The sequence below is a fragment of the Nocardia sp. NPDC051321 genome, from assembly GCF_044455225.1.
In the GTDB taxonomy this organism is placed as follows: Bacteria; Actinomycetota; Actinomycetes; order Mycobacteriales; family Mycobacteriaceae; genus Nocardia.
In genome coordinates, this window is the sequence record NZ_JBITEM010000003.1 from 152,170 (window position 1) to 167,712 (window position 15,543).

Annotated in this window: 12 protein-coding genes; 11 read left to right on the plus strand and 1 reads right to left on the minus strand. The window is 67.2% G+C overall.

Features of this window, described 5'->3' with window-relative positions; genetic code table 11:
- Positions 1 to 29: 29 nt before the first annotated feature.
- Genes ACIA8C_RS07870 through ACIA8C_RS07885 form a run of 4 tightly spaced genes read left to right on the plus strand, consistent with a single transcriptional unit; the run spans position 30 to position 6,618 of the window.
- Positions 30 to 1,979, plus strand: a complete 1,950-nt coding sequence (locus ACIA8C_RS07870; RefSeq protein ID WP_397132116.1) for a hypothetical protein — start codon at positions 30 to 32, stop codon at positions 1,977 to 1,979.
- Positions 1,980 to 3,479, plus strand: coding sequence for a hypothetical protein (locus ACIA8C_RS07875; RefSeq protein ID WP_397132118.1), 1,500 nt, complete (start codon positions 1,980 to 1,982; stop codon positions 3,477 to 3,479).
- Positions 3,476 to 4,945 carry a glycosyltransferase gene (locus ACIA8C_RS07880; RefSeq protein ID WP_397132120.1) on the plus strand — a complete coding sequence of 490 codons (1,470 nt, stop codon included), beginning with the start codon at positions 3,476 to 3,478 and terminating at the stop codon, positions 4,943 to 4,945. Before ACIA8C_RS07875 ends, ACIA8C_RS07880 begins: the two co-directional genes overlap by 4 nt.
- A complete protein-coding gene (locus ACIA8C_RS07885; RefSeq protein WP_397132122.1) occupies positions 4,942 to 6,618 on the plus strand; it encodes an ArnT family glycosyltransferase in 1,677 nt (558 codons plus the stop codon). Before ACIA8C_RS07880 ends, ACIA8C_RS07885 begins: the two co-directional genes overlap by 4 nt.
- Here ACIA8C_RS07885 and ACIA8C_RS07890 read toward each other — a convergent pair whose 3' ends face one another.
- The gene (locus tag ACIA8C_RS07890) at positions 6,619 to 7,758 is read right to left on the minus strand and encodes a beta-mannosidase (RefSeq protein WP_397132124.1); all 1,140 of its coding nucleotides are present in this window, start codon (positions 7,756 to 7,758) and stop codon (positions 6,619 to 6,621) included.
- A 448-nt stretch (positions 7,759 to 8,206) separates the two neighbouring features.
- Here ACIA8C_RS07890 and ACIA8C_RS07895 point away from each other — a divergent pair, with 448 nt between their 5' ends.
- The 7 genes from ACIA8C_RS07895 to ACIA8C_RS07925 are packed head-to-tail and all read left to right on the plus strand — an operon-like array spanning position 8,207 to position 15,467.
- Positions 8,207 to 9,550: a DegT/DnrJ/EryC1/StrS family aminotransferase gene (locus ACIA8C_RS07895; protein WP_397132126.1), complete on the plus strand. Its 1,344-nt coding sequence runs from the start codon at positions 8,207 to 8,209 to the stop codon at positions 9,548 to 9,550.
- Entirely contained in the window at positions 9,547 to 10,716 is a 1,170-nt protein-coding gene (locus tag ACIA8C_RS07900) for an MFS transporter (protein ID WP_397132128.1), read from the plus strand. Before ACIA8C_RS07895 ends, ACIA8C_RS07900 begins: the two co-directional genes overlap by 4 nt.
- Positions 10,713 to 11,657, plus strand: coding sequence for a sulfotransferase (locus ACIA8C_RS07905; protein WP_397132130.1), 945 nt, complete (start codon positions 10,713 to 10,715; stop codon positions 11,655 to 11,657). Before ACIA8C_RS07900 ends, ACIA8C_RS07905 begins: the two co-directional genes overlap by 4 nt.
- Before the next feature lie 4 nt (positions 11,658 to 11,661).
- Positions 11,662 to 12,501 carry an SDR family NAD(P)-dependent oxidoreductase gene (locus ACIA8C_RS07910; protein ID WP_397132132.1) on the plus strand — a complete coding sequence of 280 codons (840 nt, stop codon included), beginning with the start codon at positions 11,662 to 11,664 and terminating at the stop codon, positions 12,499 to 12,501.
- 44 nt (positions 12,502 to 12,545) lie between these two features.
- On the plus strand, positions 12,546 to 13,421 hold the full coding sequence (locus ACIA8C_RS07915; RefSeq protein WP_397132134.1) for a family 3 encapsulin nanocompartment shell protein: 876 nt from the start codon (positions 12,546 to 12,548) through the stop codon (positions 13,419 to 13,421).
- Positions 13,422 to 13,453: 32 nt separating this feature from the next.
- On the plus strand, positions 13,454 to 14,737 hold the full coding sequence (locus tag ACIA8C_RS07920) for an NAD(P)/FAD-dependent oxidoreductase (RefSeq protein ID WP_397132136.1): 1,284 nt from the start codon (positions 13,454 to 13,456) through the stop codon (positions 14,735 to 14,737).
- A 10-nt stretch (positions 14,738 to 14,747) separates the two neighbouring features.
- Positions 14,748 to 15,467: an aspartate/glutamate racemase family protein gene (locus ACIA8C_RS07925; protein ID WP_397132138.1), complete on the plus strand. Its 720-nt coding sequence runs from the start codon at positions 14,748 to 14,750 to the stop codon at positions 15,465 to 15,467.
- Positions 15,468 to 15,543: the final 76 nt, after the last annotated feature.

The following is a 15,543-nucleotide window of genomic DNA, read 5'->3' on the forward strand; positions in this document are numbered from 1 at the left end:
TGCCGCGGTTGACACCAGGGAGACCGCTCATGACCTTGCGTGCATATTCCGGCGCGACAGCGCGGCGACTACCGGGGTGGCGTCGATCCGTTGCGCTGGTCGCGGCGGTTTTGGCGCTGTCGGGGGTGCCGATCGCGACGGCCGAGCCGGGTGATGTGCCGCTCGGGTTGCCAGCGCTCGGGCTTGGTACGTCGTTGACATTCCCTGGGGCCGAGCATCAGGTTTCGGTGAACATTCCGCTGTTGCCGGGGCTGGTGCCGACCGCATTGGTCGGCACGATTCAACTTCCGCCGCATGTGGCGCGCGGATCGCTGGAGGTGCATTCGGGTGAGCGGCTGATCGACCGGGTCGAGCTGCCGCTGGTGCCGCGCGCGCCGATCCGGTTGTCGCTGGGCGGTGCCGAGGTGGTCGACAACGCGATCTCGGTCACGGTGACCTCCTCGCTGATCTCCGAAGCCGGTGCGTGCGTGACCGACTGGATGGGGCGGCCGCTGACAATGATCGAGGCCGGCGTCAGCTATAACGGCACGGAGCAGCAGCCCGCGACGGTCGCGGACTTCCTGCCACCCGTGCTGCAGAAGCTGACGGTGTATCTGCCCGCCGATCCGAAGCAGGTCGAGAGCGCCGCGGCGATGTCGCTGACCACCGCGATCACCGCCCGCTACGGCAATCAGCAAGTGGCGGTGGATGTCCGGCCGACGCAGCCGGGCGCGGCGGTGCCCGATCATCCGCCGGGTTTGCTCGAGCGCCAAGTGGTGATCGGCGAAACCGCCGATCCCGGACTGCGTTTGGCGGGCGGACCGACGCCGGTGCTCACGATCAACGGCAACGAGAAGACGCTGCCCGACCAGATGCGGTTACTGGTCAGCGATCTGGCCAAGGTGGCGATCTCCTCGGCCGCGACGGCGGTGGCGCTGCCGCCAGCACCCCAACTCGCGCCGGACAGCACGACTCTCGGCGCACTCGGGCAGACCCAGCTCAGCTCGACCGCGATCGGCTCGGTGCGCGTCGACGTGGGAATCGACCAGTCGCGTCTCGGCAGGCCGAGCAAGGATGTGCGAGTTCGGTTGCGCGGCAGCTACACCCCGCTGCCGGATACCTTGAACGGTCAGCTCACGGTGCGCGCGGGCGAAACCTATATCGACAGCTGGCCGGTGGACGGTTCCGGCCGGATCGACCGGTGGATCTCCATTCCGAACTCGACCCTTGGTCGGTTCACCACCTTGTCGGTGACCTACCAGCAGGCGGGACTCACCCACGGCTGCGGCCTGGAAGCACCGCTGACGCTGACGATCGATCCGAGCAGCGAGGTCACCAGCGCCGTCGCGACACCGCCGATCCCCGGCGGCTTCGGCGCACTGCCACAGGCGCTCCTGCCCGATGTGCAGATCGGTTTGCGGACACCGGGTTTCGCGGACACCGTGCGCGCGGTGACGGTGCTGACCGGCCTACAGCGGCTCACCACTATCCCGTTGCGCCCCGAACTGGTGACCTTTGACCAGGCGGTCTCGAGCAAGTCACCGGCGGTCCTGATCGCGGCCAACGGCGGGGTGCCGGAGTCGATTCAGCTGCCACTGCGGCAGACCGACGCGGGCCTGGCCTTGACCGGCGAGGACGGCAAGACGATCAGCAGGATCACCACCGACCCGAAGACTCCCTTCGCGTCGCTACAAAGCACCTGGTCCGGCGGGCGAACGATCGTCGTCGGCTCGTCGAGTGACACCCCCGAACATCTGGACCGGGTACTCGGCTGGCTCAACGCCGACCTGAACCGCTGGTCCCGACTGCACGGCGCGGTGCTGTTCCAGGCCGGGGATCGGCAGCCGGAGTTCCTCGATCCGGCCACCGCCGCCCCCAAGACCACCGATAGTTCCGAAATGACCTCGCTGGCAAAGATTCTCACCGGAGCCGGGGCCGCCGTGGTGCTGATCGGGGTGCTGGCCGCGGTGGCCGTACTGCTGCGGCGCGGCAGGCGGTAGATGGCCACCGGCACGGTATCGCGCGGCCACACCCGCGGGACCGTCACCAGAATCGCGGCGCGGCTGGTGCTGATTCTGCTCGCCACCGCCGCCGCGTTCTGGACCACCTGGGTTCGCCTGCTGCACGATACGTGGACCGGATCGAGCATCGGGTTCGTCTTCGTGCTGCCGGTGCTCGCGATATTCTCGGCGATCGGGATCACCCTGCGCCGCGGGCCGGAGCTACCGATTCACGACCGCCAGACCGATCTGATCGTCGGCGTGATCGGACTCGGATTGTCCGCCTGCACACTGGGTTTGCTGACACCGCGCTATCGCTATCTGTACGAGATGCTGCACCTTGACCTGCTGGCGGCCTGGCTGTTCGTCATCTCCGCGTGCGTTCTGCTGTTCGGTCTGCGCCCGACCACCCGGTATTGGCCATGCTGGCTGCTGCTGCTCGCCGCGTTCCCGCCGCCCTACCGAGCCATGCGCGTCATCATCGGCGGGGGCAGCGTCTCGGCGGGCGCGACCATGCTGCTTTTCGCCGCGTTCGCCGCCGCAATCGCGGTGGGCCGCACCAGAATCCGCGCCTGGATCGGCGCGGGGCTGGCGTTCGCCGTAGGCTGCGCGGTGCTCGTGGTGCTGCGGATCTGGTTCCCCACCGCGCGCATACTCGTCTATCAGGCAATTCCGTCGGTAGTCGCGGTGCTGGTCGTCGCGGCGGTGATGTATGTGGACTGGCGGCGCCGCCGCGGAGTATCGCTGCACCCGCTGGAGCGCGAGCTGGACCCGCTCACCGCACCGCAGGCGTGGGCCGCGGCGGCGACGGTGGCCCTCGCCGCGATCCTGATCATGATCATTCCGATCCCACCGGACTATGACCGCAGCTTTCCGGTGCGGCCCGGACTCGTTGTCGCACAGCCGCATACCGTGCCGCCGGGCTGGGACCAGCTCAGCGAACGGCAATATCCGTGGGCGCAGCACTACTTCGGTCAGGGCACCTCGATGACCCGGCAGCTGCTGCGGGCCGAGGAACACAACCCACTGTGGGACAACCAGTCTCGGCGTCGACGTCTAGTCATCGACACCGTGCGCGCCAAGGATCAGTACGCGATCGATCGATACCCGGAATTCGTGCTCTACAACCTGCCCCAGCCGAGGATCAGCCCGCCGACCCGGATCGATCTCGGCCACGGCATCACCGCCCGCTTGAATACCGTGCTCGACGATCGACGGCTGCTCAGCTGGACCTGGCTCACCTGGAATTGGAGCGGCACCGACGGTTCGGAGCGGATCAGCCTGATCGCGGCGGACAACCACGAGTCCGATGCCGCGTTCCCGCCGCCGCAGCCCTCGATGCTCGGCATCTTCGAGAACTTCCTGCATCAGTTCCTGCGCGGGAAAGCCGTTGTACTGGACTCGGAATCCGAGGACGTCGACGCCGACGCCGAGCACAAGGACCGAGACATGCTGCTGTCCGTCGCCAGGGCGATCGTCGCCGGAACCGAGCACACATGACGGCCACGCGTGGCCCGGAACCGGGCTCGGCCAGCGCCCGCGCGCTGCATTCGGCGGTGCACGGCCTGCGCGAATCCGACCCGATGGCGTCGGCCTCGGTGGCTTTCCTGCCGTGGCAACGCAATACCGCGCTGGCCATGGTGTTGCTGATCGCGGTGTGCGCGGTGTTCTTCCCGATGGGCACCTGCACCGTGCTCGTCGCGCTGTGCACCCTCGGCTATCTCACCGCCATGGGCGACCGGCTGCTGATCTTCCAACGCGGGATGGCCAGGGACGCGATCATGACCGTCAGCGACGAGCGAGCGCTGGCGCTGACCGACGCGGAATTGCCGCCCTACACGATTCTCGTTCCCGCATACGGCGAACCGGAGGTGGTCGGCGATCTGATCGGCGCGATGACGGCGCTCGATTATCCCAAGGACCGCCTGCAGGTGCTGCTGTTGCTGGAGGAGGACGACTCCCCCACCATCGAGGCGGCCCGGCGCGCGGGCATCGGCACGCTGGCCAGCGTCGACCACGTCACCATTGTGCTTGTGCCGGAGGCGCAACCGCGCACCAAGCCCAAGGCCTGCAACTACGGTTTGCATCAGGCCACCGGCGACATCGTCACCATCTACGACGCCGAGGACATCCCCGATCCGCTCCAATTACGGCGCGTGGTAGCGGCTTTCGCGGAACTACCCGACGACGTGGTCTGCATCCAGGCCAAGCTCGCCTTCCACAACGGACGGCAGAATCTGCTCACCGCCTGGTTCACCGCGGACTACGGACTGTGGTTCGGATTCCTGCTGCCGGGGCTCATGCGCAGTAAGGCGCCGATTCCGTTGGGCGGCACGTCGAATCATTTCAAGCGCGACGTGGTGACCGATATCGGCGCGTGGGATCCGTACAACGTGACCGAGGACGCCGATCTCGGCGTGCGCATCGCGGTGTCGGGTTATCGCACCGCCGTGATCGATTCGACCACCCTCGAAGAGGCCAACCCGGACCCGATCAACTGGGTGCGGCAGCGGTCCCGCTGGTACAAGGGCTATCTGCAGACCTGGCTTGTGCACACCCGGCGGCCGATCCGGTTGTGGCGCAGCATCGGCACGGTCAGTTTCATCCGGTTCACGCTGATCCTCGCGGGCACCCCGATCATCGCCTGCCTGAATCTGGTGTTCTGGTTCATCACGCTGTCCTGGATTCTCGGGCAGCCCTCGGTGATCGGCGAGCTCTTTCCCGCCGCCGTCTACTTTCCCTCGCTGATCGCGATGATCATCGGCAACGGGGCGACGATCTACATGAATCTGCTTGCCTGCCGGGAGAACAACCGGTCGGATCTGCTGCTCGCCTGCCTGACGGTGCCGCTGTACTGGCTGCTGATGAGCATCGCCGCGGCCAAGGGTTGTTATCAGCTGGTGCGCAATCCGTCCTACTGGGAGAAGACCTTTCACGGCCTCGGCACCAAGGAGGCCACCGAGTGAGAGCGCGCTGGATCTTCGTCCCGTCGACGCTGCTGTACCTGGCCGCGGGTGCCTGGTTGAGCGCGGGCCACGGCTTCCTGATGGGCGACGCGCTCAGCCGGGTCTCCGCCACCCAGGCGACGCTGTTCAGCCGGGACCCGCACCTGTCGGCGATCGGATTCGTCTTCACGCCCTTGACCTCGCTGGCCCAGTTGCCGATGGTCGCACTCGCACAGTGGTTTCCTGGCATCACCACCTGGGGGCTGTCCGGTGTGCTGATGTCGGCGTTGTTCATGGCCGGTGCGGTGGTGCTGGTATTCGGCATCGGCACCGATCGCGGCGCGCCGCTCTGGCTGAGCGGGGGCGTGGCGCTGGTGTTCGCGCTCAATCCGATGGTGGTGTTCTACGGTGCGAACGGAATGAGCGAGGCGCCGTTCCTGTTCTGCCTGTGCTTGGCGATGCGTAGGCTGCTGCGCTGGATGCGCACCGATGACGCGAACGACCTGACGGCGTGCGGCGTCGCGCTCGGGCTCGCCTACCTCACCCGGTACGACGCGCTGGCGCCCGCGGCCGCCGCGGCGGCGCTGGTTTTCGCGGTGACCTACCGGCGCAGTCGCGGCGAAAGCCACCGATGGCATTGCGCCGTCATGGATTTCATCCTCGTCGTGCTGCCGGTGGCGGCCGCGTTCGTGGTGTGGGCGGCCACCAGCTGGTTGATCACCGGGCAGGCGTTCCAGCAGTTCAGTTCGCAGTACGGCAATTCGTCGATCCTGCGGCAGTCGAGCGCTTCGGCGACCGAAACCACTGCGGCGCTGGAGTATTCGACCGCCGCGACGCTCATTCTCGGACCGCTGCTGCCGCTGCTCGTGCCGATCGTCGGCGCGCTCGCGGTGCGCAGGCGCGACCCGCAGGTGGTGGTGCCGATCCTGCTGTGCGGTGCGGTGCTGGCCTTTCAAGCGTTCAGCTACGCGAGCGGGTCGACGTTCGCGTTCCTGCGGTTCTATGTGGCGGCGATACCGCTGGCCGCCGTCTTGGCGCTGCAGGTGGCGCCCGTGCGCGGATTTCCGCCGAGCCGCAGGCCGGGCAGGCACGCGAAAACGGCAGCACCGGAACCGGAACCGACCGCTGGGCGGCACCGCGCCCGCGCGGGCCTCGGCGCACCGGCCGTCGGCATGGCGTTGACCCTGGCGCTGCTGGCCGGTGCGATTCCGTTGACGGCGTGGGGAATGTCGAGTCATGCCATCTCCGTGCAGGAGTACTCGCTCGGCGCGGTGCTGTTCCCGGATCCGGACAACGCCTCCGAGCGCCGGGCCGACGAGCGCCGGATCGCCGCCACGTTCGCCACCGAGCGGCGGCTGGCGAACTATCTGGACGGGATGGGGCTGCCGCGCGGTGCGGTGCTGATGGATACCGTGTACGGCTTCGCCGTTGTCGTCGCGTCGGACCGGCCCGACCAGTTCGTGGTCCCGTCGGATCGCGACTTCGTCAAGGTACTCAACCGGCCCGCCGAGCGCGGCGTGAAATACATTCTGGCGGTGCCGAATACCGGACGCGGCACCTCGGACGCGGTGAACCGGCGTTATCCCACCATCTACGAGAATGGCAGCGGCATCGCGACATTGGTGCTGGAGGTGCCCAATGATGGTGCGGGTCAGCCGCAGTGGCGGGTGTACCGGGTGCTCGGGGCAGATTGATCAACCCGCGGTGGTCCGTTGGGCGACCAACGACCAGAGCGGATCCTCGGGGCCGACGTCGAAGGTGCACTGATCGGGGCGCGGATCGGGGACGAACGCCCAGATCAGCGCGCCGGCTGACCCGGCGGCCCGCTGCGCGACGAACTTCGCGTCCAGGTGCGCGCGGCGGTCCTCGATGCTGCCGCAGGATCCGGCCTCTTCGCCGATCTCGGCCACCAGCAATGGTTTTCCCAGTTCCGCGGCCTGACGCAGCCGAACCCCCAAGCCGTTCCACCGGTCTCCCGGCAGCGAGTCACGGGTGTAGTCGTGGTACTCGACCACGTCGACGTTCGGGGACGCGCTGACCGTGCCGAACTCGGCACCCTGGGTGCCGCACTGGCCGCCGCCCGCGTACCCGGCGAAGATCAACCGATGCGGATCCAGTTCCCGCACAATGCTTCCGGCGTCGTCCATGAACGTGCGCAGCACCGCCGCCGCGTCGGGCGGGCAGGTGCGGGCCGGCAGATCGCAGTGACTTCCCGTGCAATTGCTCGGCTCCGGTTCGCCGACGAGTTCCCACCCGGCGAGGACCGGAACGCTCTTCCACCGGTCGACGGCGGTCGTCGTCCAGTCACGGAAGCTCATCACGGACCGGCCATCGACCGGCCGGACGGTGGTCCAGCCGTTGACGTACCACTGTCGCTGTTTGAACTGCTCATCCGCGCAGCCGCCGTCCTGCGGCGAGAGCACCGGCAGCACGATCTGCCCGTACTTCTCGGCGGCGTTGAATACCGCGTCCGCGGCGCTGAAATCCAGCGCGCCGGTTCGCTTGTTGATCGCCAGGGCTTGGAAGAGGTTGAAGCGGGTCAACGAGTTGGCAGGCAGCGCACCGAAGTAACTGTTCAGGTCGGTCTGCGCGCCGCACCCGAAGTTCACCGACCAGTTCGTGGCCAATTGTGGCGCGTTGAACCCGGCGGGCCACCATGGCGCGCCACGCAGCCGCAGCCCCTGCGGCGAGGCCGTGACGACCGCCTCGGCCGCCGGGCGCGTTGCCCGCGGCGGTCGTCCGTCCTTCGGTGTGAACGGATGATCCGAACAACCACACACCCCAAGCACCGCAACAGCCAGCAGACCGGCCAGACGGGCCACGGTGGCAGCCATCGCCCTGCCTAGCGCTCGCGCGCGGACTCGGCTGGGAAACCCGGGCAATCCTGCGCATTACACGTGGTCACAGCCTTACGCTACGCGCACCGCCGCGGCATTCGCGCTCGACACGACGGTACTGGCCTACCGCACACCACCGCGTTGCTTGGCTGAGACCGACCCCGCTCCGCTCGTCGGCGAATCACACCAGATTCTTTAGACTCTTTTCGTGCCATGGCGCATCGGCGTCATGCCAACGGACCGCAATCTTGGCCAACCGTACAAGTTGATCTCAGGCAAGCCCCAAGATCCGATGTCATTGGCGAGCAATCGATTTCGGGTATCCGATATGAAATATCGGTGTACCGTTTGCCGGAAACGTCCTGTCGAGTTTCCCGACGGAACTCGACGGGCGATGCGAGCGATAGCTCGCCGAGCTTTTCTGGTAGTTGGGCAGGGAATTACGATGGCGGACAACGAAGTCGACCATTCAGCGGAAAATAGGCAGTTGTCCGGTGCACGGATTGCCGCCGATGTACAACTGGCTCTCGACGGTGGAAATCCCGTTCGACAAGAACCATGGCCGACTTACGACCGCGGTGCGGTGTGCGTCCATCCGGATGACGAAGAAGCGGCACTGCGCGCGATCCGCAGCCACCTCTACTTCCGATACGACTATCGGTCCGCGCAGGAGACCGAGTGCGGGCAGTTCGAGGCCGAACTGTGCCGCTATTTCGAGTGCGAACACGCGCTGGCTACGTCGAGCGGCACCACGGCCTTGGCGCTGGCCATTATGGCCGCCGGTATCGAACCCGGCAGTCTGATCGCCTGTCCCGGTTTTACTTTCGCCGCCACGCCGAGTGCCATCATCCTCGCGGGCTGCACGCCATTTCTGGTCGACGTGGACGAAAACCTCCACTTGGACGTGGCCGATTTGCGGAGCCGGTGGACCCCGCAGGTCAAGGCCATCATGGTGGTGCATATGCGCGGCTTTGCCGGAGATATGGCCGCGCTGATCGGTTTCGCCGAGGAAATGGGTGTGCCGATCTTCGAGGACGCGGTCCCGGCGCTCGGCGCGGAACTCGACGGCCGCAAACTCGGCACCTTCGGCCTGGCCGGCGCCTTCAGCACCCAATCGGACAAGGCGCTCAACAGCGGCGAGGGCGGCTTCCTGCTCACCGACGACAGCACCCTGTTCGCCCGCGCCACCGTGCTTTCCGGCGCCTACGAGGGGCGGCTGCGGCGGCACTTCCCGGACGGCGCGCCGCCGATCGACACCGATCTCGATCTGCCGCTGCTCAGTTTCCGGATGGATGAGATCCGGGCCGCGTTACTGCGCGCCGAGCTCGCCAAATTGCCGGACCGACTGGCCGCGTTCCGGCGCAACTACGACTACGTCGCGACGGCACTGGCCGATATCGCCGGTATTCACATCCGGCGACCGGTAGCACCCGGCGCCTACCTGGGCGAGGCGTTCATCTTCCTGGTGCCCGCCGGGGCCGCGCAGTGGTTCGCACGGGCGCTGTGCCACGAGGGCATCGAGGCGCGCAACCTGGGCTCGGACGACGATCACAATATCCGAGCGTTCTGGAACTGGCGGTTCATGTTCCGCGGCATGGAGACCGCGGCCATCCAGGAGCTGCTGCCCAACGCGACGCGCTATCTGCAACGGGCAGTGGACATTCCGCTGTCCTCGACACTGACGCAGGCGGACTGCGACCAACTCGTCGCCGCGGTGCGCAAGGTTATCGGCGCGCTCACCGCGACCTCCGACAAAGGCTCCAGTTCCGCGTGGGCCGGACTGCGATGACGGCGCCCTCCGACACGGGAGCATTCCCACGCCTGGCCCTCGCCGGCGTGTTCGGCGGGCTGTTCTGCGGATACCTCGGCTTGTCCGCGGCGATCCCGGTGCTGCCCGCGCACGTGCGGGATCAGTTCGGCGCAGGCGATCTCGCGGTCGGGCTCGCGGTCACCGCCACCGCGCTGACCGCGCTGCTCACCCGCCCGATCTTCGGCGGGCTGGCGGACAAGCACGGGCATCGTTCCGTCATGCGGTTCGGCGCGCTCGCCATCGCGGCGGGCGGGCTGCTGTACTTCCTGCCGATCGGTTTCGCGGGCCTGATGGTGGCGCGTCTGCTGGCCGGTGTCGGCGAGGCGGCGCTGTTCGTGGCGGGCGCGGTCTGGACCGTCTCGCTGGCGCCGCACAGCAGGCGCGGTCAGGTGATCGGGCTCTACGGCGTCGCCATGTGGGGCGGCATCTCGCTGGGCACCGCGCTCGGTGCGGTGTTGCGGCACTTCGGTATCGACGCGGTGTGGGCGTTCTGCGTGGCCGCACCGCTCGTCGGTCTGGTCCTGATCAGCATCGTGCCACCGCAACCGCACGTCGAGCCCTCGGGCGGCGGGCGCGGACTGATGTTGCGGCCCGCCGTGCTACCGGGTCTCGGCCTCGCGCTCGGCGCCGCGGGCTACGTCGGCCTGGCCGCGTTTGTCATCACCGGCCTGCAGGAACGCGGAATCGACTCGGGCGTCATTGTTTTGAGCACCTTCAGCGCCGTGTACGCGGGCACCCGGCTGGTCATCGGCCATCTGCCGGACAAGCTCGGACCGCGCCGCGTCGCATCCTGGTGTGGCGCAGGCGAAGCCGCGGGACTGCTGATCATCGCCTGGGCACCGAACCTGCCGGTGGCGGTGCTCGGAGCCGTGGTGATGGGGGTCGGGTTCTCGCTACTACATCCCTCGCTGGCCTTGATGGTCATGAACAACACCGAAAGCTCCAAGCAGGGCGCCGCACTCGGTGCGTACACCTCGTTCTGGGATCTGGGCCTCTTCGTGTGGGGCCCGGCCACCGGTGCGATCGCGACCGGCTTCGGCTACCCGGCCGTCTTCGTGGTCGGCGCGGCCTGCGCGCTCGCGGCCTCGGTGCTGGCCATGACGATCCGGCAATCGGTAATCACGGAAAAGACGGTCGACAGATGACGAACACACCAGCGGACAACGCGCCGTTGAAGATCCTGTGCATCACCGGGTGGTGCCGCAATGGCAGCACCATCATCGGCAATATTCTCAACGAGATCCCCGGCTTCTTTCACGTCGGCGAGCTGCATTTCCTGTGGAAGAACGCGGCGGGCCGCGGCGTGAACGAGGACTGCGGGTGCGGGCGAAAGCTGGTCGACTGCCCCGTCTGGTCCACCGTCCTGCCGGTCGGGCAGCCCGCGGGCATCACCTTCGTCGAGCACGCCGACGCGGTGATCCAGCGTCAGCTCGGTAGCGTCCGGACCAGACACACCTGGCGGGTGCTCCGTGGCTTGCGCACCGAGCAGATCCGCGCGCACGCCGCGCTGATGACCCAGGTTTATCAAGCCATCGCCAAGCGCAGCGAGTCACGCGTGATCGTCGATACCTCGAAGGTCCCCGGCGAAGCGGCGCTGCTCGCGCACCTCGACGGCATCACCCCGTACTACGTCCATCTGGTGCGCGATCCCCGGGCGGTGGCCCAATCATGGAGTAAACCAAAGGAATACGTGTACGCCATGGGGCCGGGGAAGAGCACCGGCTACTGGACCGGTTTCAATCTCGCCTCGCACGCGATCACCAAACGCTATCCGCAACGGTCCATGTTCCTGCGGTACGAGGACTTCATCGCCGATCCGGCGGGCACGATCGAGCGACTGCTGCGACTGATCGACAGCGATCCCGCGGCCAACCCGGTCACCGATCGAACGGTCGAGTTGCACACCAATCACACGGTCACCGGAAACCCGGACCGGTTCCACACCGGCGCCACCGTCATCCGCCCGTCCGACGACTCCTGGCGGACCGGACTGTCGAAGTCGGCCAGGCGAACGGTCGCGGCACTGTCGTGGCCGCTCTCCCGCCGGTATGGATATGGCGCTGCGGACTCGAACGGAAAGGGCTGACCGAGTGGATCTGGGTCTGGAGAACAAGGTCGCGCTGGTAGCGGGCGGATCGAGCGGCATCGGCCTGGCCATCGCCAAGGAGCTTGCCGCCGAGGGTGCGCACGTCGCCATCGGCGCGCGTGACCCCGAGCGGCTGGTGGCGGCCGAGCGGGCTATCAAAGAGGTTGCCCGCGGCCGGGTTTACGCCACCAGCGTGGATATCACCGACAGCGCGGCGGCCCGCCGCTGGATCGACGAGGTCGTCGCGGAGTTCGGCGGGCTGCACATCGCCGTCATCAGTGGCGGCAGCCCGCCGACCGGTAACGCGGCGACGTTCGCGATGCCGGACTACCGGGCAGCGGTCGACACAGTGCTGATGCCCGCCGTCGATGTGGCGCTCACCGCGTTACCGCATCTCCGGAGGGCGGCCTGGGGCCGACTGCTGTTCGTCGCCTCGGAGACGGCGAGTGTCCCCATCAGCGGCCTGGCCATGTCCGGCGTGACCCGCGCGGCCATCGTGCGGTTCGCCCAGTCCCTCGCCGCCGAGGTGGGCCGCGACGGCGTGACCGTCAACGTGCTCGCACCGAGCGCGACCCGCACGCCCCTGCTGGAACGCGTTGCGGCACAACGATCCACCGACGGCACGGTCGAAGCACAGTTCGACGCGATGGGCACGCATACGGCGGTCGGCCGGATCGCCCATCCGGCGGAGATGGCCGCCGCGGCCGCCTTCCTGGCGAGCGCGCGGGCCTCCTACATCACGGGCACGGTCCAGCTGGTCGACGGCGGCGCGAGCGTGCTCGGCCCGACCTCGGCGCACCTGCCCTGGGAAGCCGAAGTGACCGGTTCCGCGAAACCGGAGTGAACAGCTCTCGGCGTATTGGCCGATGACATGGAAGGAATCACTACATGCTGAAGACCGAAGGCATCAAAGAGACGCTCGCGCAGGTCGTCTCGGATCGGAAGAAGGAGCTTTCGCCGGGCCGGATGTTCGTCGAGGCCTGCGCGGAGAAGGGGCTCGACGCGTCGGTCGAGTACGACGTGACCATTACCGATACCCTCACCAGCTCGCGGCGCAAGCCGCGTTACCCCGCGCGCAATGTGCTCAAAGCCATTGACCTATCTCGTGACCCGCGCAAGTTCTATTGGCACGAGAGCGCGCCGGGCACCGAGGACGCACCGATCGAGGGTGCCGAAGTCCGCCGCGAACTGGCCAGCCGGTTCCACAAGTCGCCGATCCCTGAGCTGCTCACCACCACGGCCTGGGTGCAGGTGCCGCCCGAAATGTGGGAGGACCCGGAGACTTTCGAGTCGTTCATCAATTACCGGCTGATCGTCCGGCTCTGCACAGCGGAGAACCACACCATCATCAGCGGCGAGGGCGGCCTGCTGAACATCCCCGGCATCGCACGGATAACCAACCCCGGCCCCTTCGCCTCGACGATCCTGTGGGCCTGCAACGAGGTCGAGCAGATGGGCGGCACCGCCGATGGGCTGATCATCAACCCGGTCGACTACTACCGCGCCCTTGGCACCAGCCGCCTGATGGCGGACCTCGAAGAGAACGGCGTGTTCATCTGCCGCACCCGCCTGGTCGAACCGGGCAGCGCCATCGTCGGCGACTTCGGCCACGGCGCACAGCTTTTCGACGCGGGACGGTCGGTGATCCGTTTCGCCGAGCCGCCGCCGGGGACCTTCGCCGAGCCGGGCGCGGCGGTCAAGGCCGAGATCTACGAGCGGGTCGTGGTCAACCTTCCGACCAACTTCTTCGTCGTGACCGTGTAGGTCGGTCCGTGACAAGTGAGGAGGCGGCCCCCGTGCCCACGGGCACGGGTGACCGCGGCGACCCGGATGTGGTGGTCGTCGGCGGCGGGGTCGCCGGATTGTTCTGCGCCTATCACCTGCGCCGCGCGGGCGCCTCGGTCACGGTGCTGGAGCGTGGGGCGCTCGGTGGGCCGCAGTCGTGTTCGTACGGGAATACGGGTTTCGTCGGCACCCACGGTGCCGCGCCCCTGGCCGAGCCGGGGATGCGGTCGCTCCGCTCGCTCGGCATGCTCAGTGCGGACGCGCCCTTTTACGTCAAGCCGAGTGCGGACCGCGAATTGCTGCGCTGGCTGCGGCTTTTCGGGCGTTCCTGTACCCCGGCGGCCGCGGCGGCGGGTTTCCGGACACTGATCGGGATGAAGAAGCGCAGTCTCGAAATACTGCTCGAGCTGTGTGAATCACCAAGTATCGCGGCCACTTTCGAGTCGCCGGGAATTGTGCTGGCCTACAAGACCGCCCAGGGTTTCGCCGACGCAAGTCGAGCCGTCTCGCGCACCGTCGCCAACGGAGTGCCGCTGCGTGTCCTCGGCCGGGGGGAACTCGAGGAGCTCGAGCCGAAGACTCGCTTCGACATTCGTGGTGCCCTGTACAACCCGGACGGCGCGTATCTCCATGTGCCGGAGTTCGTTGTCGAATTCGGCCGGGTGCTGCGCGAGATGGGTGTCGAGATCTGCGAACACACCGACCTGACCGGCTTCGAGGTCACCGCGGGCACAATCGAACGGCTGCACACGAATCGCGGGGATTATCGTCCCGGCGATGTGGTCGTCGCCGCGGGCGCGTGGTCGACCGAGTGCGCGCGCATGGCGGGCGTCGGCCTGACGCTGCAACCGATCAAGGGTTACAGCGTCACCATGGACATGCCGCCCGGTGGCCCCAGTCGGCCGGTGTTGCTGAGCGAGGGCCGCATGGCGATGGTGCCCCTTGGTGATCGGCTACGCATCGGGGGCAGGCTCGAGCTGACCGGAATGAGCACCGCTATCTCCGAACGGCGCGTGCGTGGAATGCTGCGTACTGTCGGCGAATACCTGCCCGACTTGGCGGAAACGCGAACCCGCGAGACCTGGAGTGGTTTGCGTCCCTGCACGCCGGACGGGGTGCCATTGATCGGCCGCACCGGCCTGCGCAACCTCGTGGTCGCAGTCGGCTACGGCCACATCGGCATGGGACTCGCACCTGCCGGTGGCGAACTCATCAGCCACATCCTGGCCGGCCAGGATCCGACCACCGACCCCACCCCGCTACAGCCGGACCGTTTCGACAGCATTATCTCTTAAGGCGTTACCAGTGATCGAAAACCCAGGTGTCAAGGGCGACACCACCATCGGCGTGCTCTGCCTCGACACCGCATTCACCAAAATTCCCGGCCACATCCGTAACCACACCACCTTCGACTTCCCCGTCATCTACCAGGTGGTGCACGGCGCAACCCCGCAACGAATGGTCAGCGAAGCCGACCCCACCCTGCTCGAACCTTTCATCATCGCCGCCAAGGAACTCGAAGCCCAAGGGGCAGCGGCAATTACCAGCGGCTGCGGCTTCCTCGTCATCTTCCAACAACAATTGGCCGACGCCGTCCAAATCCCCCTGTACAGCTCCAGCCTGATCCAAGTCCCCATGGTCCATCGCATGCTCGCCGCAGACCGCAAAGTAGGCCTACTGGTGGCCAAAAAAGCCGCCCTGACCCAAGGCCACCTCCAAGCGATCGGCGCCGAATCAGTACCCATCTGCATAGCCGGAATGGACAACCAACCAGAATTCCGCGAGGTAATCCTCGAAGGCCGCCGCAACAACCTGAACGCCGACCGCCTGGGCCAGGAAGTCCTACACGAAATCGACCAACTGGCCGCCGCCAACCCCGACATGGGCGCCCTGGTAATCGAATGCACCGACCTGGTCCCCTATGCCCACACCATCCAATCCCACCTCGGCCTCCCCGTCCTCGACATAGTCACCCTCACCCAAATGGTCCACCAAACCCTCAACCACCGCCCCTTCCCCCGCTAACCCCGAAATCCGCACTCTCACTCGGGATCGGCCATCCTGCCACCGCGCGGCCCGAAGGCGCGCGGTGGCGTACCGG

Bases quoted from the DNA above. Each gene is read 5' to 3' on its own strand.
- ACIA8C_RS07870 (WP_397132116.1), top strand. From the start codon at position 30: ATGACCTTGCGTGCATATTCCGGCGCGACAGCGCGGCGACTACCGGGG.
- ACIA8C_RS07875 (WP_397132118.1), top strand. From the start codon at position 1,980: ATGGCCACCGGCACGGTATCGCGCGGCCACACCCGCGGGACCGTCACC.
- ACIA8C_RS07880 (WP_397132120.1), top strand. From the start codon at position 3,476: ATGACGGCCACGCGTGGCCCGGAACCGGGCTCGGCCAGCGCCCGCGCG.
- ACIA8C_RS07890 (WP_397132124.1), bottom strand. From the start codon at position 7,758: ATGGCTGCCACCGTGGCCCGTCTGGCCGGTCTGCTGGCTGTTGCGGTG.
- ACIA8C_RS07895 (WP_397132126.1), top strand. From the start codon at position 8,207: ATGGCGGACAACGAAGTCGACCATTCAGCGGAAAATAGGCAGTTGTCC.
- ACIA8C_RS07900 (WP_397132128.1), top strand. From the start codon at position 9,547: ATGACGGCGCCCTCCGACACGGGAGCATTCCCACGCCTGGCCCTCGCC.
- ACIA8C_RS07905 (WP_397132130.1), top strand. From the start codon at position 10,713: ATGACGAACACACCAGCGGACAACGCGCCGTTGAAGATCCTGTGCATC.
- ACIA8C_RS07915 (WP_397132134.1), top strand. From the start codon at position 12,546: ATGCTGAAGACCGAAGGCATCAAAGAGACGCTCGCGCAGGTCGTCTCG.